Below are 22,884 nucleotides of genomic sequence, written 5' to 3'. Positions count from 1 at the left end.
AGAACCGCGCCCGAATCAGATCAGTGATTATGGCGAGTCAGTCGGTCAAGATAGCCCATCACAAACGCAGAGAGCACAAACGTCAGATGGATAATGACGTACCACATCAGTTTGTTATCAGGGACATTTTTCGCATCCATAAAGACGCGCAGTAAGTGAATGGAAGAGATTGCCACAATCGACGCTGCTACTTTGTTTTTCAGCGACGTTGCGTCCATTTTCCCCAGCCAGTTCAGCTTCTCTTTGTTCTCGGAGATATCAAGCTGCGAGACGAAATTCTCATAACCGGAAAACATCACCATCACCAGCAAACCGCCAACCAGCGTCATATCCACCAGCGACAGCAACACGAGGATCAAATCAGATTCCGCCATCGAGAAGATATTCGGTAGTACGTGAATAATCTCCTGGAAGAACTTCAGCGCCAGGGCAACTAACGCCAGCGAAAGGCCAAAGTACACGGGGGCAAGCAGCCAGCGAGAAGCATACATTGCATTTTCAAGAAAACGTTCCATACATTCCTGTCGTGTAGTTAAAACGGGCAACAGTATATCGCAATTGAGTAAACAGCGCGCAACAGCAAATCAACATATACGTTAAACCTTTGTCGCATAATTCTGAGGTTTAGGGATCTTCCTGGTTCCCTGATTAACGCATCGAGAGCGTCTACCCTTAAAGGACGTTGAACCTGAAGGGAGAAAAGCGATGTCTCATTTAAAAGACCCGACCACGCAGTATTACACTGGTGAATATCCCAAACAGAAACAACCGACGCCAGGCATCCAGGCGAAGATGACGCCGGTGCCGGATTGTGGCGAGAAAACTTATGTTGGTAGCGGTCGCCTGAAAGATCGTAAAGCACTGGTGACAGGGGGCGATTCTGGTATCGGTCGTGCTGCCGCCATCGCTTACGCGCGTGAAGGCGCTGACGTGGCGATCAGTTATCTTCCGGCGGAAGAAGAAGACGCCCAGGATGTGAAAAAGATTATTGAAGAATGCGGACGCAAAGTCGTTCTGCTGCCGGGCGATTTAAGCGATGAGAAATTTGCCCGTTCGCTGGTTCACGACGCGCATAAGGCGTTAGGCGGGCTGGATATTATGGCGCTGGTCGCCGGGAAACAGGTTGCCATTCCTGATATTGCAGACCTCACCAGCGAACAGTTTCAAAAGACCTTTGCCATTAACGTTTTCGCGCTGTTCTGGTTAACCCAGGAAGCGATCCCCCTGCTGCCAAAAGGTGCCAGTATCATCACCACTTCGTCAATCCAGGCGTACCAGCCAAGCCCGCATTTACTGGATTACGCGGCAACGAAGGCGGCGATTCTGAACTACAGCCGTGGTCTGGCAAAACAGGTCGCGGAGAAAGGTATTCGGGTGAACATTGTCGCACCTGGTCCTATCTGGACGGCGCTGCAAATTTCCGGCGGACAGACGCAGGATAAGATCCCGCAGTTTGGTCAGAAAACGCCGATGAAGCGTGCGGGGCAACCGGCGGAACTGGCTCCTGTTTATGTTTATCTGGCAAGTCAGGAGTCGAGCTACGTCACCGCAGAAGTGCACGGCGTATGCGGCGGCGAACATTTAGGCTAAAAAAATGCCCGGTTGTGTGAAGCAACCGGGCATCATCGTACTTTTAACGCTTGCCGGGTGCGGCGTGAACGCCTTATCCGGCCTACATGTCATGCAAATTCAATACGTTGTGATAGATTTGTAGGCCTGATAAGCGTAGCGCATCAGGCAATTCTGCTTTACTTCGCTTTGGCAGTTTCTTCGCCGACCAGACCTATCTTCAGATAACCCGCCTGATGCAGCGTATCCATTACCTTCATCAACGTCTCGTAATCGACGGTTTTGTCCGCTCGGAAGAAGATGGTGGTGTCTTTCTTGCCTTCGGTTAACGCATTCAACGCCGTAATCATTGTTTCATCGGTGACCGGATCGTTACCGATAAACATCGAGTTGTCTGCCTTCACCGACAGATAAACCGGTTTTTCCGGGCGCGGCTGCGGCGTGCTGGTAGAAGCAGGCAAGTTCACCTTCACATCTACCGTCGCTAACGGTGCCGCCACCATAAAGATAATCAGCAAAACCAACATCACGTCGATAAACGGCGTCACGTTGATATCATGCATTTCGCCGTTATCGTCGAGGTTTTCGTTAAGATGCATTGCCATAGCGCATTACCCTGCACGTAATTTCTGTGCGACACGAACCGGATGCGCAGCGGCGCTGGCTTCCAGATCCAGGTCACGACTTTGCAGCAACAATACCTGCGCTGCAACATCACCCAGCATCGCTTTAAAGCCGCCAATTTGGCGCGCGAATACGTTATAGATAACGACCGCCGGAATCGCTGCCACCAGACCGATTGCTGTTGCCAACAATGCTTCTGCGATACCCGGCGCAACCACCGCCAGGTTGGTGGTCTGCGTTTGCGCAATACCGATAAAACTGTTCATGATGCCCCAGACCGTACCAAACAGCCCCACAAACGGCGAAATCGCGCCAATGGTTGCCAGATAGCCGTTACCGCGTCCCATTTGACGCCCCACAGCGGCGACCCGACGCTCCAGGCGGAAGCTGGTACGCTCTTTAATACCTTCGTTATCGTCGCTGCCTTCTGACAGTTCCAGCTCGTTCTGCGCTTCATTGAGCAAATGCAGGCTTAAGCTTTTGCTACCAAAATCAGCGGCGATATCGTTGGCCTGGTTTAGGGAACGCGCTTCAGCCAGCAGTTGCTGCTCGCGCTTAAGACGGCGCTTCTGATTGAAGAACTCTACGCTCTTACTGAAGAAGATTGCCCAAGTGACAACGGAGGCCAAAATAAGCCCAATCATCACGCACTTAACGACAATATCGGCGTGCTGATACATACCCCAGACGGAAAGATCCGTCTGCATTAAATTATTACCCACTGTGTATCTCCAGGACGCAAGTCACAAAATCTGCGCATAATAATATCAAAACGACGTCGAATTGATAGTCGTTCTCATTACTATTTGCATACTGCCGTACCTTTGCTTTCTTTTCTTTGCGTTTACGCAGTAAAAAAGCCACCAGAACGCCATTTGCGAAAATTTTCTTCTTTATGCCAATTCTTCAGGATGCGCTCGCTGTTATTCATGCTAGTTTAGACATCCAGACGTATAAAAACAGGAATCCCGACATGGCGGACAAAAAGCTTGATACTCAACTGGTGAATGCAGGACGCAGCAAAAAATACACTCTCGGCGCGGTGAATAGCGTGATTCAGCGCGCCTCTTCGCTGGTTTTTGATAGCGTTGAAGCGAAAAAACATGCAACGCGTAATCGCGCCAACGGCGAATTGTTCTATGGACGGCGCGGAACGTTAACCCACTTCTCGTTACAAGAAGCAATGTGCGAACTGGAAGGTGGCGCCGGCTGTGCACTGTTTCCTTGCGGTGCGGCCGCCGTTGCCAATTCCATTCTTGCTTTTGTCGAACAGGGCGATCATGTATTGATGACCAATACCGCCTATGAACCGAGTCAGGATTTCTGTAGCAAAATCCTCAGCAAACTGGGCGTAACAACATCGTGGTTTGATCCGCTGATTGGCGCGGATATCGTTAAACATCTGCAGCCAAACACTAAAATCGTCTTTCTGGAATCGCCAGGCTCCATCACTATGGAAGTCCACGACGTTCCGGCGATTGTTGCTGCCGTGCGCAGTGTCGTGCCAGACGCCATCATTATGATCGATAACACCTGGGCTGCCGGGGTGCTTTTTCAAGCTCTTGATTTTGGTATTGATATTTCGATTCAGGCGGGAACCAAGTATCTGATAGGTCACTCGGATGCCATGATCGGCACCGCAGTATGCAATGCCCGTTGCTGGGAGCAACTACGGGAGAACGCTTATCTGATGGGACAAATGGTCGATGCCGATACCGCTTATATGACCAGCCGTGGCCTGCGCACATTAGGTGTGCGTTTGCGTCAACATCATGAAAGCAGTCTGAAAGTGGCTGAATGGCTGGCAGAACATCCGCAAGTAGCGCGAGTTAACCACCCTGCTCTGCCGGAAAGTAAAGGTCACGAATTCTGGAAACGAGACTTTACAGGCAGCAGCGGGCTATTTTCCTTTGTGCTTAAGAAAAAACTCAACGATGAAGAACTGGCGAACTATCTGGATAACTTCAGTTTATTTAGCATGGCCTACTCGTGGGGCGGTTATGAATCGTTGATCCTCGCGAATCAGCCGGAACATATCGCCGCCATCCGCCCACAAGGAAAGATTGATTTCAGCGGCACATTGATTCGCCTGCATATTGGTCTGGAAAACGTCGACGATCTGATTGCCGATCTGAACGCGGGATTTACCCGAATTGTGTAACATTGCCAAATTTGGACAATTTTGCAGACATTTAATTGTGAATAGTCTTAAATTGTTGCGTCCGGGATCAAGGCGTCCCGGACAATTCAGGAGTACAATAGGCAAATAAAGGCTTAAACGCTGTTCCACAGGAAAGTCCATGGCTGTTATTCAAGACATTATCGCTGCGCTCTGGCAACACGACTTTGCCGCGCTGGCGGATCCTCATATTGTTAGCGTTGTTTACTTTGTCATGTTTGCCACGCTGTTTTTAGAAAACGGTCTGCTGCCCGCTTCATTTTTGCCAGGCGACAGCTTGTTGATACTGGCTGGCGCACTGATTGCCCAGGGGGTGATGGATTTTCTGCCAACAATCGTGATTCTGACTGCCGCAGCCAGCCTGGGCTGCTGGTTAAGTTATATTCAGGGGCGTTGGCTAGGTAATACCAAAACGGTGAAAGGCTGGCTGGCACAGCTTCCGGCCAAATATCATCAGCGCGCCACCTGTATGTTTGACCGCCACGGTTTGCTGGCTTTGCTGGCTGGACGTTTTCTTGCATTTGTCCGCACGCTGCTACCAACCATGGCGGGAATTTCCGGGTTGCCAAACCGCCGCTTCCAGTTTTTCAACTGGTTAAGTGGATTGCTATGGGTCAGCGTGGTGACCAGTTTTGGTTATGCCTTAAGCATGATCCCGTTCGTTAAGCGCCATGAAGATCAGGTGATGACGTTCCTGATGATCCTGCCGATTGCCCTGTTAACCGCAGGCCTGTTAGGCACGCTGTTTGTGGTGATTAAAAAGAAATACGGTAACGCCTGACGTTTTTCTCCGTTCCCGGCGACTTGTCCGGGAACACATTTAACTCCCTTGCATCGCCCGCATTCTTGCCGCATCTTCCCCCGGCGTCACACCGAAGTAGCGTTTAAACTCACGGCTAAATTGCGACGCACTTTCGTAGCCGACGCGCATCGCCGCCGCGCTGGCCTTCATGCCATCATGGATTATCATCATCCGTGCCTTATGCAGTCGGTAGTTCTTCAAATACTGCAACGGCGAGGTGCTGGTGACAGACTTAAAATTATGGTGGAACGCCGAAACGCTCATGTTGGCTTCTGCCGCCAGTTGCTCGACGCTCAGGTTTTCAGTGTATTTATTCTCAATCCGTTTCAACACGCGGCTAATCAGGCTGAAATGAGTCTGCCGACTGACCAGCGCCAGTAACGCACCGCCGCAAGGTCCGGTCAGCACGTAGTAAAGAATTTCGCGAATGATCTGTTTACCGAGAATGCGCGCATCCAGCGGTCGCTCCATCACATCAAGTAACCGCTCCGCCGCGCATAAAATCTCTTCTGACAACGTAGCGGAGTTTATACCACTGGCAGCCATCGACGGCTGGAAATGCTCATCCTCACCAATGTCCATCAACAGTTCCTGTAACTGCAAAATATCAACATTGAGACGTAAACCCGCTAATGGCACTTCCGGCGTGGCATAGGTTTCGCACTCAAACGGTAACGGCACCGTCAGCAGCAGATATTCATTGGCATCATAACGAAACACGCGCTCATTGATATAGCCGATTTTATGCCCGGAAAAGAGAATTATGATGCCAGGCTCATACATCACCGGCGTACGTGCGCCGGGGTTCTCGCCATACAATAAGCGCACATCGGGCAGCAATTCAGACAAACTATTTTCTTTATTTTTCAGATTATTAATTTTGTCCGTCAGCAGGCGGCAAATCTCTTCACGTTTCATATCGCGTAATTTCTTAAGAATAATGCGTCAATTTGATTGTGCGCAATTTTGTACTATTTCTCCAGTGCTCTGGAGAAATAGGCAAGACATTGGCAGAAATGAGCATTGAGAGCAGCGACGCTGGCGACCACAATGAAAAACATCAGGCAGACCGATCTCTGCCCTCATATTGACCCAGCAAAGGGAGCACGTAATGAACAACTTTAATCTGCACACCCCAACCCGTATTCTGTTTGGTAAAGGCGCTATCGCTGGTTTACGCGAACAAATTCCTCACGATGCTCGCGTATTGATTACCTACGGCGGCGGCAGTGTGAAAAAAACTGGCGTTCTCGATCAGGTTCTGGATGCGCTGAAAGGTATGGACGTGCTGGAGTTTGGCGGTATTGAACCAAACCCGGCTTATGAAACGCTGATGAACGCCGTGAAACTGGTTCGCGAACAGAAAGTGACTTTCCTGCTGGCGGTTGGCGGCGGTTCCGTACTGGACGGCACCAAATTTATCGCCGCAGCGGCAAATTATCCTGAGAACATCGATCCGTGGCACATTCTGCAAACGGGCGGTAAAGAGATTAAAAGCGCCATCCCGATGGGCTGTGTGCTGACGCTGCCAGCGACCGGTTCAGAATCCAACGCAGGTGCGGTTATCTCCCGTAAAACCACCGGCGACAAGCAGGCGTTCCATTCTGCCCACGTTCAACCCGTATTTGCCGTGCTCGATCCGGTTTATACCTACACCCTGCCGCCGCGCCAGGTGGCTAATGGCGTAGTGGATGCCTTTGTACACACCGTGGAACAGTATGTTACCAAACCGGTTGATGCAAAAATTCAGGATCGCTTCGCAGAAGGCATTTTGCTGACGCTTCTCGAAGATGGTCCGAAAGCCCTGAAAGAGCCAGAAAACTACGATGTGCGCGCCAACGTCATGTGGGCTGCGACTCAGGCGTTGAACGGTTTGATCGGCGCCGGCGTACCGCAGGACTGGGCAACACATATGCTGGGACACGAACTGACTGCGATGCACGGTCTGGATCACGCGCAAACGCTGGCTATTGTCCTGCCTGCTCTGTGGAATGAAAAACGCGACACCAAGCGCGCGAAACTGCTGCAATATGCTGAACGCGTCTGGAACATCACTGAAGGTTCCGACGATGAGCGTATTGACGCTGCAATTGCCGCTACCCGCAACTTCTTCGAGCAATTGGGCGTGCCGACCCGCCTGTCCGACTACGGTCTGGACGGCAGCTCCATCCCGGCATTGCTGAAGAAACTGGAAGAACACGGCATGACCCAACTGGGCGAAAATCATGACATTACGCTGGATGTCAGCCGCCGCATTTACGAAGCTGCTCGTTAAGCTTTTTCCTCCTCAAACTTTCGTTTTTGGGTATTTCGTCCAGACTTAAGTTCACACCAACTCACCGGAGCAGGCTCCGGTGAGTTCATATAAAAGGAGGAACGTATGGCTAATCCAACCGTTATTAAGCTACAGGATGGCAATGTCATGCCCCAGCTGGGACTGGGCGTCTGGCAAGCAAGTAATGAGGAAGTTATCACCGCTATTCAAAAAGCCCTGGAAGTGGGTTATCGCTCAATTGATACCGCTGCTGCCTATAAAAACGAAGAAGGTGTCGGCAAGGCGCTGAAAAATGCCGCACTTGCCAGAGAAGAGTTGTTCATTACAACCAAGCTGTGGAACGACGACCACAAACACCCCCGCGAAGCACTGCTCGACAGCCTGAAAAAACTCCAGCTTGATTATATAGACCTTTACTTAATGCACTGGCCCGTTCCCGCTATCGATCACTATGTCGAGGCGTGGAAAGGAATGATCGAGCTGCAAAAAGAGGGATTAATCAAAAGCATTGGCGTCTGTAACTTCCAGATCCACCACCTGCAACGTCTGATCGACGAAACTGGCGTGACGCCTGTTATTAATCAAATCGAACTTCACCCGCTGATGCAGCAACGCCAGCTTCATGCCTGGAATGCCACGCACAAAATCCAGACCGAATCCTGGAGTCCATTAGCGCAAGGTGGGAAAGGCGTTTTCGATCAGAAAGTCATTCGCGACCTGGCGGATAAATACGGCAAAACACCGGCACAAATTGTTATCCGCTGGCATCTGGATAACGGTCTGGTGGTGATCCCGAAATCGGTCACGCCTTCACGCATTGCCGAAAACTTTGATGTCTGGGATTTCCGTCTCGACAAAGACGAACTTGGTGAAATCGCAAAACTCGATCAGGGTAAACGTCTCGGTCCCGATCCCGACCAGTTCGGCGGCTAACGGGCAAATTCTCCCGGTAGCGGTAATGTTCCGCTACCGGACTTTTCAGAAATCATTTATTCCCCTCACCTCCCGCCCGTTGTTACTCTCCCCTGCTCAGAAATGCCAAATTTAAGGACATCATCATGCAGAGCTGGGAGCTCTTTAATCAACAAAGCCTCTACAATATGGATAAACACGACGGTGAGGTCAAAAACAGATGAAAATAATACTTCTGTTTTTGGCGTTTTTTGCAAGCTTCACTACTCAAGCCCAATCATCCTCGCTGACTGTAGAACAGACAGTTCGCCAGATTTATCAAAACTATAAATCTGATGCCAGCGCGCCTTATTTTGGTGAGACAGGAGAGCAGGCGATAACGTCTGCACGCATACAAAAGGCACTTACCCTGAATGATAATCTCACGCTGCCGGGCAATATTGGCTGGCTGGATTATGATCCGATTTGTGATTGTCAGGATTTTGGCGATCTGGTGTTAGAAAGCGTAGTGGTTACTCAAACGGATACCGATCATGCAGATGCCGTTGTGCGTTTCCGTACCTTTGACGACGATAAAGAAAAGACCACGCAAACGCTGAAAATGGTGGCAGAAAATGATCGTTGGGTCATTGATGATGTTGTCAGCAACCATGGTAGCGTCTGGCAGGCAGTTAATAGCGAGAATGAAAAAATCCTGGCAACACTGGCTTCATTACAAAAAGAAGAGCCTGAAGCCTTTGTCGCTGAACTGTTTAAACATATTGCCGATTATAGTTGGCCCTGGACATGGGTTGTTTCCGACACCTATCGCCAGGCAGTCAATGAATTTTATAAAACCACCTTCAATAAAAACGGCAATTTCGATCAAGAGATGCAAATAGAACGGCAATTTATTTACGACAACCCGATTTGTTTTGGTGAAGAGTCGCTATTTGCTCGTGTTGATGAAATTCGTGTTCAGAAAAAAACCGCCGATTCCGCCCGTATTCATGTTCGTATTGCGCTGAACAATGGTAACAGTGAAGAGCAGGATTTAGTTTTACATCGGCGCGAAGGAAAGTGGGAAATTGCCGATTTTATCCGTCCAGGCAGCGGTAGCTTGCTTAAACAGATTGAAACGAAAACCGCCGCCAGATTAACGCAATGAACTGAATAAAATAAAAATTAGTCGGAACAATAAATAAAAGGGAGCACGATATGAAAACGATTTTCACCGTGGGAGCTGTTGTTCTGGTAACCGGCTTATTAAGTGGTTGCGTCAATGAGCAAAAGGTCAATCAACTGGCAGGTAATGTACAAACATTAAATGCCAAAATCGCCCGGCTAGAGCAGGATATAAAAGCATTACGCCCGCAAATTTACGCCGCCAAATCCGAAGCTAACAGAGCCAATACACGCCTTGATGCGCAGGACTATTTTGATTGCCTGCGCTGCTTGCGTATGTATACGGAGTGATAAAAATATCCCCGGTAGCATTCAGTTACCGGGGATGTTTTTTTAACGTCCAGTCGCCGCTTTAGGACGTTTCTTCGCACCGGCATTCATCGGGCGAGGTTGCGCAGACGGCGCTTTCTTTGCTCCGACAGGCGTCTGGCGCTGGGTCGCCATCGGGGTATGTTTGGTCAACGCCGGACGGGTATTACGGTTCTGACGGCGAGCTTCGCGCATCTCTTCAATGGTTGGCGCAGGCACTAAGCAATCGCGACGGCTGCCAATCAGATGCTTTTTACCCATCGCTTCCAGCGCCTGGCGGATTAACGGCCAGTTTGCCGGATCGTGGTAACGCAACAACGCTTTATGCAGACGACGCTGTTTGTCACCCTTCGGCACGAAAACGTCTTCGCTCTTATAACCAATCTTCGCCAGCGGATTTTTGCCGGTGTAATACATGGTGGTTGAGTTAGCCAACGGCGACGGGTAGAAGTTCTGTACCTGGTCGAGACGGAAGCGATGTTTCTTCAGCCACAGCGCCAGATTCACCATATCTTCATCGCGTGTACCGGGGTGCGCGGAGATGAAATATGGGATCAGATACTGCTCTTTACCTGCCTGTTTCGAGTAGGTGTCGAACAGCTCTTTAAAGCGGTCATAGCTGCCCATGCCCGGCTTCATCATCTTCGACAACGGCCCTTCTTCGGTATGTTCCGGGGCAATCTTCAGATAACCACCAACGTGATGGGTTGCCAGCTCTTTGATATAGCGCGGATCTTCCACGGCGATGTCATAACGCACGCCGGAGGCAATCAGGATCTTTTTAATGCCTTTCAGATCGCGCGCGCGGCGATAGAGATTGATCGTCGGTTCGTGGTTAGTGTCCATATGCGGACAAATATCCGGGTAAACGCACGATAAACGACGGCAGGTTTGCTCGGCGCGTGGCGATTTGCAGCGCAACATATACATGTTGGCAGTTGGCCCGCCGAGATCGGAAATCACGCCCGTAAATCCAGGAACGGTGTCGCGGATCGCTTCAATCTCATTGATGATCGAATCTTCCGAACGGCTCTGAATAATGCGCCCTTCATGCTCGGTAATAGAACAGAAAGAGCAGCCGCCAAAGCAGCCACGCATAATATTGACTGAGAAACGGATCATTTCGTAAGCAGGAATACGGGCATTACCGTAAGCCGGATGCGGCACGCGCTTGTACGGCAGCGCAAAGACGCTGTCCATCTCTTCGGTAGAAAGCGGAATAGCAGGCGGGTTGATCCACACATAGCGGTCGCCATGTTTTTGCATCAATGCGCGAGCGCAGCCTGGGTTGGTTTCGTGGTGCAAAATACGCGAAGCATGAGCGTACAGCACTTTATCGCCCTTCACTTTCTCGAAAGAAGGGAGCAACACGTAGGTTTTTTCCCACGGCTTCGGACGCGGCGGCTGCACGGTTACGGCTTTGGCTTCTTGTTTTTTCGGAGCCACCGGTTTGTTATCCGCACACGGCAAATCTTCGCCATACGGATGCGGAATCGGGTCGATTTTCCCCGGTGTATCAAGGCGAGTAGAATCCACGCCGCTCCAGCCAGGCAGCGCCTCTTTCACGATAATCGCGGTATTACGTACATCGCGGATTTCGCTAATCGGCTCGCCCATCGCCAAACGGTGTGCCACTTCCACCAGCGGACGCTCACCGTTACCGAACATCAGCATGTCTGCTTTGGAATCCACCAACACGGAACGGCGCACGGTATCAGACCAGTAATCATAATGCGCGGTACGGCGCAGGCTGGCTTCAATACCACCGAGGATCACCGGCACATCTTTCCACGCCTCTTTACAACGCTGGGTATAAACCAGTGTGGCGCGATCCGGTCGCTTACCCGCGACGTTATCCGGCGTGTAGGCATCGTCATGACGTAAACGGCGATCGGCGGTATAGCGGTTGATCATCGAGTCCATATTGCCTGCGGTCACGCCGAAAAACAGATTCGGTTTACCCAGACGCATAAAGTCGTCTTTGCTGCTCCAGTCCGGTTGGGCGATGATCCCGACACGAAAGCCCTGCGCTTCCAGCATACGACCGCAAATCGCCATCCCAAAGCTTGGGTGATCGACATACGCGTCGCCAGTAACCAAAATGATGTCGCAGCTATCCCAGCCAAGTTGATCCATCTCTTCACGAGACATCGGCAAAAACGGTGCCGGTCCAAAACAGGCGGCCCAGTACTGCGGCCAGGAGAACAGGTCGCGATCCGGTTGGATCAGGGAGATAGAGCTCATTTTGCTTCCAGAAATGATAAAAAAATAATCAAAGGCCGGGGATTATAAGCCGGAACGAAAGAGAAATCGAAAGGTATTCCATACTCGCCCTCCCAGGGCGAGTATGAAGATTACGGTACTGGATTGACCAGCAACTGCCCAATAGAGCCGCGATCCGCCATTTCCAGTGTCTGGCTACCAAAGTAAAACGGGAAATGCGCCCAGGAAGGCTGGCCGTAATAAACAAGCAGTTCCACTTGTCCATCAACCCAGACGGTATCTTTCCAGCCTCTGTCTTCCGGGAATGGCATTGCGCCATTAACATTACGGATCTGGAACATCACACCTTCAATATGGAATGATTGCGGTTCATCCGCGCGTACCGTCCAGCGTTCCCACGTTCCCTGCTGGGCAGCAACGTCAATGCGGTTAACGTCCCATAGCTGCCCGTTGATGCCGGGATCATCGCCCAGGCTTATATCACGGCTGCGAATCGGCGAACCAGCCATTATTTCAGTCGGCAGCAGGCGCATCGGCAGGCTGTCAGTCACCAGCGGCAGAAGGCCGGTCGGGCGCAGCGTTAGCACCAGCGTAGAAACCAGAATGCTGGACGGCTCAAAGAAGCCGCGAATACGATCAACAATGCTCGCCGCTTCGCCACAGGTGATCGACACTTCATCACCGTTGCTCATATCCACCAGTATTTCACGGCGTTCGCCCGGTGCCAGCGAAAGCTGCTTCACCGATACAGGAGCAGGCAGGAATCCCTGATCGCCAGAAATCACATGTAACGGGCGACCATCGCTCATCTGTAGTTGATAGCGACGGGAGTTCGATGCGTTCAGCAGACGCAGGCGCACCCAACCGCGCGAAACTTCAACGTACGGGCTTTGTACACCGTTGACCAGCAGCGTATCGCCAACAAAGCCGCCGCTTCCCGGTTCGTTGTATTCTGGCGTACCAAAGTTATCCAGCCGTTTATCCTGGATAATGACCGGAAAATCATCCACACCATAATGGTTAGGAATGGGCAGCGACTTGCTGACTTCATCTTCCACCAGCCACATCCCGGCAAGGCCGTTATAGACCTGCTGCGCCGTGCGGTTGGGGGTATTGGCGTGATACCACAAAGTCGCAGCATTCTGGCGAATTGGCAGCACAGGCGCCCAGTCAGCGTTTGGCGACATCATGCGTGCCGGGCCGCCCATCAGTGGGCCTGGCACTTGTAATCCAGCCACTGTCATTGAGACGTTTTCTGTCAGTCGGTTGCTGTAAATCAGCTTAACATCGTCGCCCTTCCAGACGCGGATAGTCGGCCCAAGGTAGCGACCATTGATACCCCAAACCGACGCGCGCGTTCCTGGCGTAAATGACCAGTGCGCGCGCTGTACTGTCATAAATAACGGTTGCCCACGGCGAGATTCAAGCAGCGGCGGAACGGGCAGTGGTTGCTGTTGACCGGCTGCGCTTGCCTTCAGGGGGACAGCACCTGCACACAGTGCAATCCCCGATGCCTGAATGAACTGACGCCGACTGAGTGACATATTTGCTCCATGTAAAACTGGCTAAAGTAATACCGTGCAGGAAAACATCCCCGCAAAAAACAGATTGCCGACTTAAACTTTTCCGGCGGCTTCGCGCTCTGCGACTTCTTTATCGAGCTCGGCGATTTTTTGTTCCATTATCGAACGACAATGAGCAGCCAGCTCGCGAACCTGATCTTTACCATATTGACTGACGTCAATCGGCGGCAGCATTTCTACGATCACTAAACCATTATTCAGTCGATTAAGATTAATCTTATTCGAAGTCGTGGAAACACACACGGGAATAATCGGGACGCCTGCCGCAATTGCCGCATGGAATGCCCCAGTTTTAAACGGCAGCAGGCCGCGACCACGGCTACGCGTTCCTTCCGGGAACATCCAGATGGAAATACGGCGTTTTTTGAAGTGGTTCACGACTTCCGCGATGGTGCCATGCGCCTTAGTACGGTTGTTTCTGTCGATCAATAAGTTACCGGTTAACCAGTACAACTGCCCAAAGAAGGGGATCCACAGCAAACTCTTTTTACCCACTGTGACCGTCGGTGGCTGCACGATGTTCGATGCTGTCACCATGTCATAGTTGTTCTGGTGGTTAGCAATATAGATAGCATTACCATAGCTTTCAGCATCAGCAGGTTTGCGGCACTCAACTTTCAGCCCGTACAGCGGCGCAAGGCGCCCAAACATATGCCCGAAGGTGGCTACATGCTTTGGATTTCGCGGGCTGAAAAGGCAGTAAATGGAGCCGAAAACACAGACTAAGATGCTGTAAATAACGGTAATAATAAGACGAAAGATATATAGCATAACACCCTCTGAAGATCTGAGAGACTGGCATTGTACGTCACCTGAAATCAGGTTAGGGCATTGTTAAAAGCCGCTCTCTGGAAAAGCGTATTGTTAATCGCAACGCATGAATAAACAACGGTTTCAAGGGAATTTTTATCGTTTCCGGGGGTTGAATACGCTGCCGGATGACGACTTAACATTTCATCCGGCATTCCTTGCAAACGGGAGAAAGCCCCCCTCCGGCATATTACTCTTCGCTATCGCCGCTGCTGGCGCGGTGAGGGGAGTCAATCTCGACACGGTCGATACGCTGTAAACCGCGCATCAAGGTGCCACGGCGACCACGCTCACCAGTCACTTTCAGCAACTCTTCCGGGCGCAGTTTAATTTTGCGTTTCCCGACATGAATAGTCAGAGTGCTCTGCGGCGGCAGTACATACAGGTGTGCCAGACCATCCTCGCCTCGCGCGGCTTCTGCCGACGGGATGTTGATGATCTTGTTGCCTTTACCCTTCGACAGTTGCGGAAGCTCGCTTACCGGGAACATCAACATGCGTCCTGCCAGGGTGATAGCCAGTAGCATATCAGAAGCATCTTCAATCACTACTGGCGGCATAACATGCGCATTTTCAGGTAAGGTAATCAACGCTTTACCAGCACGGTTACGGGCAACAAGATCGTTAAAGGTGCAGACGAATCCGTAGCCAGCATCGGAAGCCATCAACAGTTTCTTATCGTCGCTTTCCATTAGCATGTGATCAACTGTGGCACCTGGCGGTAACGTCAGTTTACCGGTGAGTGGTTCGCCCTGACCACGCGCCGACGGCAGCGTAATCGGGTCGATGGCGTAGCTACGGCCGGTAGAATCAACAAATACCACCGGTTGGTTGCTCTTGCCTTTCACCGCCGCTTTGAAGCTATCGCCCGCTTTATAGTTCAGGCCTGGTGCGTCGATGTCATGGCCTTTGGCGCTGCGTACCCAGCCCATCTGTGACAGCACAATGGTAACGGGTTCAGACGGCAGCATGTCGTGCTCGCTCATCGCTTTCGCTTCTTCGCGTTCCTGCAACGGCGAACGGCGATCGTCGCCGTAGGCCTGTGCGTCGGCCTGTAGCTCTTTCTTCAGCAGGTTATTCATCTTGCGCTCGGAAGCCAGAATGCTCTGCAACTGGTCACGCTCTTTTTCCAGTTCGTTCTGCTCACCGCGAATCTTCATCTCTTCCAGTTTGGCGAGATGACGCAGTTTCAGTTCGAGGATCGCTTCCGCCTGGGTTTCCGTAATGCCAAAACGCGACATCAGTGCCGGTTTCGGTTCATCTTCATTACGAATGATCTCAATCACTTCGTCGATATTGAGAAACGCCACCAGCAAACCTTCAAGAATATGCAGGCGCTTGAGGACTTTCTCCAGACGATAATTGAGACGGCGGCGCACGGTATCGCGACGGAACACCAGCCATTCGGAGAGGATTTCCAGCAGGTTTTTCACCGCCGGACGCCCATCCAGACCAATCATATTGAGGTTAATACGATAGCTCTTTTCCAGATCGGTCGTGGCAAACAGATGATTCATCACCTGATCCATATCCACACGATTAGAACGCGGCACAATCACCAGACGTGTCGGATTCTCGTGGTCAGATTCATCGCGCAGATCGTCAACCATCGGCAGCTTTTTGTTGCGCATTTGCGCAGCAATTTGCTCCAGTACGCGAGCGCCAGAAACCTGATGCGGTAAGGCGCTGATCACTACCGCGCCATCTTCTTTCTTCCACACCGCGCGCATACGCACAGAACCACGACCGTTCTCGTAAATTTTACGGATTTCGGCGCGGGAGGTGATGATTTCCGCTTCAGTCGGGTAGTCTGGGCCCTGCACGATATCCAGCAACTGGTCGAGCGTGGTTTTCGGCTGGTCGATTAACGCGATTGCCGCCTGTGCGACTTCACGCAGGTTATGTGGCGGAATGTCCGTCGCCATCCCGACAGCAATACCGGTGGTGCCGTTAAGCAAAATATTCGGCAGGCGGGCAGGCAGCATTTTCGGCTCCTGCAACGTGCCGTCGAAGTTTGGCACCCAGTCCGCCGTCCCTTGCCCCAGCTCACTCAGTAACAGCTCAGAATATTTCGACAGGCGGGATTCGGTATAACGCATTGCCGCGAACGATTTCGGATCGTCCGGTGCCCCCCAGTTTCCCTGCCCATCAACCAGCGGATAACGGTAAGAAAACGGCTGAGCCATTAGTACCATCGCTTCATAGCAGGCGCTGTCACCGTGCGGATGGTATTTACCCAGTACGTCACCCACAGTACGGGCCGATTTTTTAAATTTGGCGGTAGCATTCAGACCCAGTTCTGACATCGCATACACAATGCGGCGCTGAACAGGTTTCAGACCATCACCAATAAACGGCAACGCACGATCCATGATGACGTACATGGAGTAGTTTAAGTAGGCGTTTTCCGTAAATTCATGTAGCGCAAGGCGCTCTGCCATATCGCTCATTAATTCTGATTCCTCAACTTATTCGCCAGCCTTCAAAGGGGCAATATTGCCGGAGATACTACATTATCTGTCGCGTCGAGTCACAGGAGATCAGTGTGAATAGTGCCGCCGGACGTGCTCCGACGGCGATAAAGGCATCAATGTGCCTTGATATACAACTCTTTGCTGTAGACATAATCCTGGGGATTATGCAGCGGAAAACCGCCAACGTAGGGTTTAAGCAGTTTGATCAGCGGTTGATAGTAGATGGGGATGAGCGGTGCCTGCTGGTTGATAATGGCCTCTGCCTGTTGATACAGCGCATTACGCTTTGTCGCGTCAGTGGTCTGAGCGGCCTGGTTTAGTAACGCGTCATACTTTGCATTTTTCCAGTGACCGACATTTTCTTCACTATCGCTTTTGAGCGTGTTCAGGAAGCTGGAAGCATCGTTATACGTCGCATCCCACGACTGCCGCGACAACATGAAATCACCACTACGCCGGGCATCGAGATACGTTTTCCACTCCATCGTTCGCAGCGTCACCTGTGCGCCAAGCCATTTTTTCCATTCGGAAGACAAGGCTATCGCCGTTTTTTCATGCAGATCGTACTTGTTGTAGAACAGTTCAAAGCGTAGCGGATGAGAGGCGTCGTATCCCGCCTGTTTCAGCAAGGCTTTTGCCATCGCAACGCGCTCACCCATTGGCTTTTGCAGTTCCTCAAACGTTGGCGCACGAAACCCTTCTACCTCTGTCGGCGTCAATGTTGTTGCTGGCGTTCGTAGCCCAAGTATCTTTTGCGCGATTAGCGGCCTGTCAACCGTAAGATACAATGCCCGCCGCACACGGGCATCATCAAACGGCGGTTTCCGGGTGTTGAAGTTGTAATATTCGCTGTTCAGGCGAGGGATTATCCGCAGCTCGCCAGGCAGTGATTTTTCGATTGCAGGAATTTGCTGCGCCGGAACCCAGGTGAGATCAACCTCTCCCGCGCGATAGCGGTTATAACCGGTGACCGAATTATCCAGCGCCAGATACTCAACCTGCTGTAAGACCGTATGCTCGGCATCGCGGTATTCCGGATTTTTTCGGGCTGTAATCTTTTCGTTAACTACCCATTTATCAAGAACAAAAGCACCGTTGTAAACCATATGTTCTGGCTTACTCCAGCTATCGCCATACTTCGCAATCACATGATGCGGAACCGGAAACAGCGTCGGCCAGGCGAGCATGGTCGTGAACCAGGGAACGGGCTGCTCAAGCGTGACTTCAAGAGTGCGGTCATCGGTAGCCTTCACACCCAGCGATGCAACATCCGCTTTGCCTGTCACAATAGCCGCTGCATTTTTAATATGCGCCTGCGCCAGATAGCCGGCAAAAGGGCTTGCCGTTTTGGGGTCAACCGCGCGCTGCCAGCCGAGGACAAAATCCTGTGCCGTTAAGGGCTGACCATCAGACCACTGTAAGCCGTGACGTAAATGGAAAACATAGCGTTTACCGCTATCTGCCACCTCCCATGATTCGGCCTGAGCGGGTTGCACTTTACCTTCACTGTCTATCCATACCAGACCTTCAAACAGATCCAGCACAATCTGCGCAGCAGTATTCTCCTCAACCTTTTGCGGGTCGAGCGTACCGGGGTCGCTATGATTGTTGTAACGAAAGACTTGCTGTGGGGCGAGCGGTGTGTTGGCGGGAATGTCAGCAGCATAGAGAGGAGCCGCACTTACCAGGCTGACCAGCCATAATAAATTTCGCGTATACATGGTATTCCTTACCGAAGAAATTATAAGCCCGACAACAATACGCCTGTGACATTGTTAGCTCAAACTTATCGCGAGTGATTTGGCTCACACTCCGGTAAAGATTCCCCCATCACGCCAACGGCACATAGACATCCGTTTCCAGCCGCTGCTCTGACATCCCTTCAGCCAGATTAGTGTAGTGAAACAGTATTGGCGCTTTACGTATTTTCTCGCCGCTTTCAGGCAGCCACTGACGAATGATGCCCCATACCGTGCGCGAAATATCGTCCAGTTCGCCAACGTGACGAGCCACGGCATAACGTCCTCCATCAAGCTCACTATTACTCACGCCATAACGATTCTCCGGAATCGCTTCGCTAACGCTGCCGCAGATATCAAAGCGAAACGCTTCCGGCGCGGTGCTTGCAGGGTCGTCCCAGGCAACACCAAATGTCTGGCTTTGGTTAACAGGAGAAAGCCCCGTCTCTTTGCGCCACATGATAAATTTCGCCACGCTATAGTTGAGCAACTCAGGGCTACAGCGATGCGGCAACAAAGCCACGCGGGTTGAAGGGAAATTGATGATGTTCACGTCCAGTGTCAGGTTTTTCATGTTGCCTCCCTGCGAAATTATTCCCGGGAACGCGTCCCGGGAGCGGTAACAATTACGGATTCACTTTACGAATCTGTTTAACGTCGATCTCAACAGAGTTCCAGTCTTTATCGACCTCCCCCTGAATCTCAACCGTATCTTTCGGTGTAACAGTCACACCGTTCCAGCGTTTGTGGTCGATATCGACATTGATAGTACCGCTGGCATCTTTGAACACGTAGAGATCGTCAGAGATGCGTTCAACGATATTGCCGCGCAGGGTTACCCAGGTATCATCACGCAGGGATTTTGCGTTTTCTACGTTAGTTACACTGCCGTTCGGCCCCTGGAATCCTCCGGTCTGACTTTGTGTTGCCGATGGGCCAGAAAAACCACCCTGCTCTGCTGCCATAACTGGTGCGCTACACAGAGCCATTACTGCAATTACTGCTGCTAATTTTTTCATGTTTGTTACTCCCTTTAATGTCTGTTTTCGAGCATTAAACAAGATACTCCTTAACAACTTCTTAAGAAAAAAAAAGAAAATTTAGTACTGTACAGAGCACGTTACAACACGGTTTACTGGCAACGAATACAGCTATCGCAGGGATGAAAAGATGCGAATTTTACTGATAGAAGATGACATGCTGATTGGCGACGGCATCAAAACAGGTCTTAGTAAGATGGGCTTTAGTGTTGACTGGTTTACGGAAGGTCGTCAGGGAAAAGAGGCGCTTTATAGCGCACCTTATGACGCAGTAATCCTTGATCTAACCTTACCGGGAATGGATGGTCGCGATATTTTGCGCGAATGGCGGGATAAAGGTCAGCGTGAGCCTGTATTAATCCTGACCGCGCGCGATGCCCTGGCGGAACGCGTAGAAGGTTTGCGTCTGGGCGCCGACGATTATCTGTGTAAACCTTTTGCCTTAATAGAAGTCGCAGCCAGGCTGGAAGCACTGATGCGTCGAAGCAACGGGCAAGCCAGCAATGAGTTACATCACGGTAACGTAATGCTCGACCCCGGCAAACGTATTGCCACTCAGGCTGGCGAACCCTTAACGCTGAAGCCAAAAGAATTTGCCCTGCTGGAATTACTGATGCGTAACGCTGGTCGGGTACTGCCGCGCAAATTGATTGAAGAAAAACTGTACACCTGGGACGAAGAGGTCACCAGCAATGCCATCGAAGTGCATGTGCATCATCTGCGACGTAAGCTCGGCAGCGACTTTATTCGCACCGTTCACGGTATTGGCTACACATTAGGTGAGAAATGAAATTTACCCAACGCCTTAGTCTGCGAGTCAGACTGACGCTGATCTTTTTGATTCTGGCCTCGGTGACCTGGCTTGTCTCCAGCTTTGTCGCCTGGAAACAAACAATGGATAATGTCGATGAGTTATTCGATACCCAGTTGATGCTGTTTGCCAAACGGTTAAGTACGCTCGATCTTAACGAAATCAATGCGGCAGATCGTATGGCGCAAACACCGAATAAATTAAAACACGGTCACGTAGATGATGATGCGCTGACCTTTGCAGTCTTTACTCACGACGGCAACATGGTTCTTAACGATGGCGATAATGGAGAAGATATTCCCTACAGCTATCAACGGGAAGGTTTTGCTAATGGGCAACTGGTAGGTGAAGACGATCCCTGGCGTTTTGTCTGGATGACGTCACATGATGGTAAATATCGCATCGTTGTTGGCCAGGAGTGGGAATACCGTGAAGACATGGCACTGGCGATTGTCACTGGACAGCTCATTCCCTGGCTCGTCGCGTTGCCTATCATGTTGATCATCATGATGGTACTACTGGGTCGTGAACTCTCGCCACTAAACAAACTGGCGCTGGCGCTACGTATGCGCGATCCTGACTCGGAAAAACCGCTCAACGCTGACGGTGTACCCAACGAAGTGCGTCCGCTGGTCGAGTCGCTGAATCAACTTTTCGACCGTACACATGCGATGATGGTTCGTGAACGACGCTTTACCTCCGATGCCGCTCACGAACTGCGTAGCCCGTTAACGGCGCTGAAAGTACAAACCGAAGTCGCACAGCTTTCCGACGACGATCCGCAGGCACGGAAAAAAGCACTGATACAGTTACATTCCGGGATCGATCGCGCCACCCGCCTTGTTGATCAACTGCTCACACTATCGCGGCTCGACTCGCTGGATAACCTTCAGGACGTCGCGGAGATCCCACTTGAAGATCTCCTGCAATCGTCGGTAATGGATATTTACCACACGGCGCAACAGGCGAAAATTGACGTGCGGCTGACGCTTAATACACAGGGCATCAAACGCACCGGACAACCGCTATTGCTAAGTTTGCTGGTACGAAATCTGCTGGATAACGCCGTGCGCTACAGTCCACAGGGCAGCGTGGTGGACGTCACGCTGAATGCCGATAATTTCATCGTAAGGGATAACGGTCCCGGTGTAACGCCAGAGGCACTGGCGCGAATTGGCGAACGTTTCTATCGCCCACCAGGACAAACCGCCACCGGCAGTGGGCTTGGGCTGTCGATTGTCCAGCGGATCGCCAAATTGCATGGCATGAATGTTGTGTTTGGGAATGCGAAACAAGGTGGATTTGAGGCGAAAGTAAGCTGGTAGTGGTGGTATTGTTGCTAAATTCGCAAAAGACTTTGCACATTTTGCTAATTTCACCGTACCGCTCTGTGACGTACTATAGTCGGCAAACGTCTCACCTTGAGGATAAAAAATGAGCAATATCCTGATTATCAACGGCGCGAAGAAATTCGCCCACTCCAATGGTCAACTGAACGACACCCTGACCGAAGTCGCGGATGGCACGCTCCGCGACCTCGGGCATGATGTCCGTATCGTTCGCGCCGACAGCGACTACGATGTCAAAGCCGAAGTACAAAACTTTCTCTGGGCTGATGTGGTTATCTGGCAGATGCCTGGCTGGTGGATGGGCGCGCCGTGGACGGTGAAAAAATACATTGATGATGTGTTCACCGAAGGTCACGGTACGCTGTATGCCAGCGATGGTCGTACCCGCAAAGATCCGTCGAAAAAATACGGCTCTGGCGGCCTGGTACAGGGCAAAAAATATATGCTCTCTCTGACCTGGAACGCACCAATGGAAGCCTTCACCGAAAAAGATCAGTTCTTCCACGGCGTCGGCGTTGACGGCGTGTATCTGCCGTTCCATAAAGCAAACCAATTCCTCGGTATGGAACCGCTGCCGACATTTATCGCTAATGACGTGATAAAAATGCCTGATGTTCCCCGCTATACTGAAGAATATCGCAAGCATCTTGTGGAAATTTTTGGTTAACTAGAGCTCTGGCTTTAGAAGGAGTTAACCATGCTTACAGTAATCGCTGAAATCCGTACTCGTCCTGGCCAACATCACCGTCAGGCGGTATTGGATCAGTTTGCTAAAATCGTACCAATAGTACTGAAGGAAGAAGGTTGCCACGGCTATGCGCCGATGGTGGATTGCGCTGCTGGCGTGAGTTTCCAGTCTATGGCGCCGGACTCTATCGTGATGATTGAGCAGTGGGAAAGCATTGCCCATCTTGAAGCGCATTTGCAGACGCCACACATGAAAGCGTACAGCGAAGCCGTAAAAGGCGATGTGCTGGAAATGAATATTCGTATTCTGCAACCGGGGATTTAATCCTGCCTTG

Annotated in this window: 22 protein-coding genes; 11 read left to right on the top strand and 11 right to left on the bottom strand. The window is 51.2% G+C overall.

The genetic code is table 11. From position 1 onward, the window contains the following. Nucleotides 1-20: 20 nt before the first annotated feature. The gene (locus LG381_RS07905; RefSeq protein WP_000439331.1) at nt 21-515 is read right to left on the bottom strand and encodes a TIGR00645 family protein; all 495 of its coding nucleotides are present in this window, start codon (nt 513-515) and stop codon (nt 21-23) included. A gap of 190 nt (nt 516-705) precedes the next feature. On the opposite strand from LG381_RS07905, the gene yghA reads away from it, so the two are divergent. Beyond that, nucleotides 706-1,590 carry an NADP(+)-dependent aldehyde reductase gene (yghA, locus tag LG381_RS07900; RefSeq protein WP_032226275.1) on the top strand — a complete coding sequence of 295 codons (885 nt, stop codon included), beginning with the start codon at nt 706-708 and terminating at the stop codon, nt 1,588-1,590. 158 nt (nt 1,591-1,748) lie between these two features. Here the strand turns inward: yghA and exbD are convergent, their stop codons facing one another. Then, complete coding sequence (exbD, locus tag LG381_RS07895) at nt 1,749-2,174, bottom strand: TonB system transport protein ExbD (protein WP_001240712.1); 426 nt, start codon at nt 2,172-2,174, stop codon at nt 1,749-1,751. 6 nt (nt 2,175-2,180) lie between these two features. Further along, nucleotides 2,181-2,915, bottom strand: coding sequence for a tol-pal system-associated acyl-CoA thioesterase (exbB, locus tag LG381_RS07890; protein WP_000527844.1), 735 nt, complete (start codon nt 2,913-2,915; stop codon nt 2,181-2,183). Nucleotides 2,916-3,166: 251 nt separating this feature from the next. Here exbB and metC point away from each other — a divergent pair, with 251 nt between their 5' ends. Beyond that, the gene (metC, locus tag LG381_RS07885; protein ID WP_010347810.1) at nt 3,167-4,354 is read left to right on the top strand and encodes a cystathionine beta-lyase; all 1,188 of its coding nucleotides are present in this window, start codon (nt 3,167-3,169) and stop codon (nt 4,352-4,354) included. A gap of 139 nt (nt 4,355-4,493) precedes the next feature. Further along, nucleotides 4,494-5,153, top strand: a complete 660-nt coding sequence (yghB, locus tag LG381_RS07880) for a DedA family general envelope maintenance protein YghB (protein ID WP_000268433.1) — start codon at nt 4,494-4,496, stop codon at nt 5,151-5,153. 39 nt (nt 5,154-5,192) lie between these two features. Here the strand turns inward: yghB and yqhC are convergent, their stop codons facing one another. Continuing rightward, nucleotides 5,193-6,092 (bottom strand): DNA-binding transcriptional regulator YqhC, encoded by a 900-nt coding sequence (yqhC, locus tag LG381_RS07875; RefSeq protein WP_000817719.1) that lies wholly within the window; start codon nt 6,090-6,092, stop codon nt 5,193-5,195. A 193-nt stretch (nt 6,093-6,285) separates the two neighbouring features. Here yqhC and yqhD point away from each other — a divergent pair, with 193 nt between their 5' ends. From yqhD to yqhH, 4 genes are all read left to right on the top strand, one after another. After that, the gene (gene yqhD / locus LG381_RS07870) at nt 6,286-7,449 is read left to right on the top strand and encodes an alcohol dehydrogenase (RefSeq protein WP_001058817.1); all 1,164 of its coding nucleotides are present in this window, start codon (nt 6,286-6,288) and stop codon (nt 7,447-7,449) included. A 105-nt stretch (nt 7,450-7,554) separates the two neighbouring features. Beyond that, nucleotides 7,555-8,382 (top strand): 2,5-didehydrogluconate reductase DkgA, encoded by an 828-nt coding sequence (gene dkgA / locus LG381_RS07865; protein ID WP_000013137.1) that lies wholly within the window; start codon nt 7,555-7,557, stop codon nt 8,380-8,382. 199 nt (nt 8,383-8,581) lie between these two features. Further along, nucleotides 8,582-9,508, top strand: coding sequence for a YbjP/YqhG family protein (locus LG381_RS07860; RefSeq protein WP_225762221.1), 927 nt, complete (start codon nt 8,582-8,584; stop codon nt 9,506-9,508). Nucleotides 9,509-9,558: 50 nt separating this feature from the next. Then, a complete protein-coding gene (gene yqhH / locus LG381_RS07855) occupies nt 9,559-9,816 on the top strand; it encodes a lipoprotein YqhH (protein ID WP_000848539.1) in 258 nt (85 codons plus the stop codon). Between the two features lie 42 nt (nt 9,817-9,858). On the opposite strand, the gene LG381_RS07850 is transcribed toward yqhH, so the two are convergent. The 7 genes from LG381_RS07850 to ygiW all read right to left on the bottom strand — a co-directional run bounded on the left by LG381_RS07850 (nt 9,859) and on the right by ygiW (nt 19,681). Continuing rightward, entirely contained in the window at nt 9,859-12,078 is a 2,220-nt protein-coding gene (locus LG381_RS07850) for a YgiQ family radical SAM protein (protein WP_225762220.1), read from the bottom strand. 110 nt (nt 12,079-12,188) lie between these two features. Beyond that, nucleotides 12,189-13,601 (bottom strand): cell division protein FtsP, encoded by a 1,413-nt coding sequence (ftsP, locus tag LG381_RS07845; protein WP_000059392.1) that lies wholly within the window; start codon nt 13,599-13,601, stop codon nt 12,189-12,191. A gap of 72 nt (nt 13,602-13,673) precedes the next feature. Beyond that, nucleotides 13,674-14,411: a 1-acylglycerol-3-phosphate O-acyltransferase gene (plsC, locus tag LG381_RS07840; RefSeq protein ID WP_000965725.1), complete on the bottom strand. Its 738-nt coding sequence runs from the start codon at nt 14,409-14,411 to the stop codon at nt 13,674-13,676. A gap of 229 nt (nt 14,412-14,640) precedes the next feature. Next, the gene (parC, locus tag LG381_RS07835; protein ID WP_032226284.1) at nt 14,641-16,899 is read right to left on the bottom strand and encodes a DNA topoisomerase IV subunit A; all 2,259 of its coding nucleotides are present in this window, start codon (nt 16,897-16,899) and stop codon (nt 14,641-14,643) included. A gap of 137 nt (nt 16,900-17,036) precedes the next feature. After that, the gene (locus LG381_RS07830; RefSeq protein WP_225762219.1) at nt 17,037-18,644 is read right to left on the bottom strand and encodes an ABC transporter substrate-binding protein; all 1,608 of its coding nucleotides are present in this window, start codon (nt 18,642-18,644) and stop codon (nt 17,037-17,039) included. 109 nt (nt 18,645-18,753) lie between these two features. Then, nucleotides 18,754-19,236: a GyrI-like domain-containing protein gene (locus tag LG381_RS07825; protein ID WP_225762218.1), complete on the bottom strand. Its 483-nt coding sequence runs from the start codon at nt 19,234-19,236 to the stop codon at nt 18,754-18,756. A gap of 52 nt (nt 19,237-19,288) precedes the next feature. Further along, nucleotides 19,289-19,681 (bottom strand): OB fold stress tolerance protein YgiW, encoded by a 393-nt coding sequence (gene ygiW, locus LG381_RS07820; protein ID WP_010347824.1) that lies wholly within the window; start codon nt 19,679-19,681, stop codon nt 19,289-19,291. 151 nt (nt 19,682-19,832) lie between these two features. Here ygiW and qseB point away from each other — a divergent pair, with 151 nt between their 5' ends. From qseB to LG381_RS07800, 4 genes are all read left to right on the top strand, one after another. Beyond that, nucleotides 19,833-20,492, top strand: a complete 660-nt coding sequence (qseB, locus tag LG381_RS07815; RefSeq protein WP_001221481.1) for a quorum sensing response regulator transcription factor QseB — start codon at nt 19,833-19,835, stop codon at nt 20,490-20,492. After that, a complete protein-coding gene (gene qseC, locus LG381_RS07810; RefSeq protein WP_032226297.1) occupies nt 20,489-21,838 on the top strand; it encodes a quorum sensing histidine kinase QseC in 1,350 nt (449 codons plus the stop codon). The genes qseB and qseC overlap by 4 nt, the downstream gene beginning before the upstream one ends. 109 nt (nt 21,839-21,947) lie before the next feature. Beyond that, entirely contained in the window at nt 21,948-22,529 is a 582-nt protein-coding gene (mdaB, locus tag LG381_RS07805) for an NADPH:quinone oxidoreductase MdaB (protein WP_000065430.1), read from the top strand. 30 nt (nt 22,530-22,559) lie between these two features. Beyond that, nucleotides 22,560-22,874 (top strand): putative quinol monooxygenase, encoded by a 315-nt coding sequence (locus tag LG381_RS07800; RefSeq protein ID WP_032226299.1) that lies wholly within the window; start codon nt 22,560-22,562, stop codon nt 22,872-22,874. Nucleotides 22,875-22,884: the final 10 nt, after the last annotated feature.

The sequence above is a fragment of the Escherichia sp. Marseille-Q3837 genome, assembly GCF_916618735.1.
GTDB classification, from domain to species: domain Bacteria; phylum Pseudomonadota; class Gammaproteobacteria; order Enterobacterales; family Enterobacteriaceae; genus Escherichia; species Escherichia ruysiae.
This window is presented reverse-complemented; position numbering and strand designations above follow the sequence as displayed.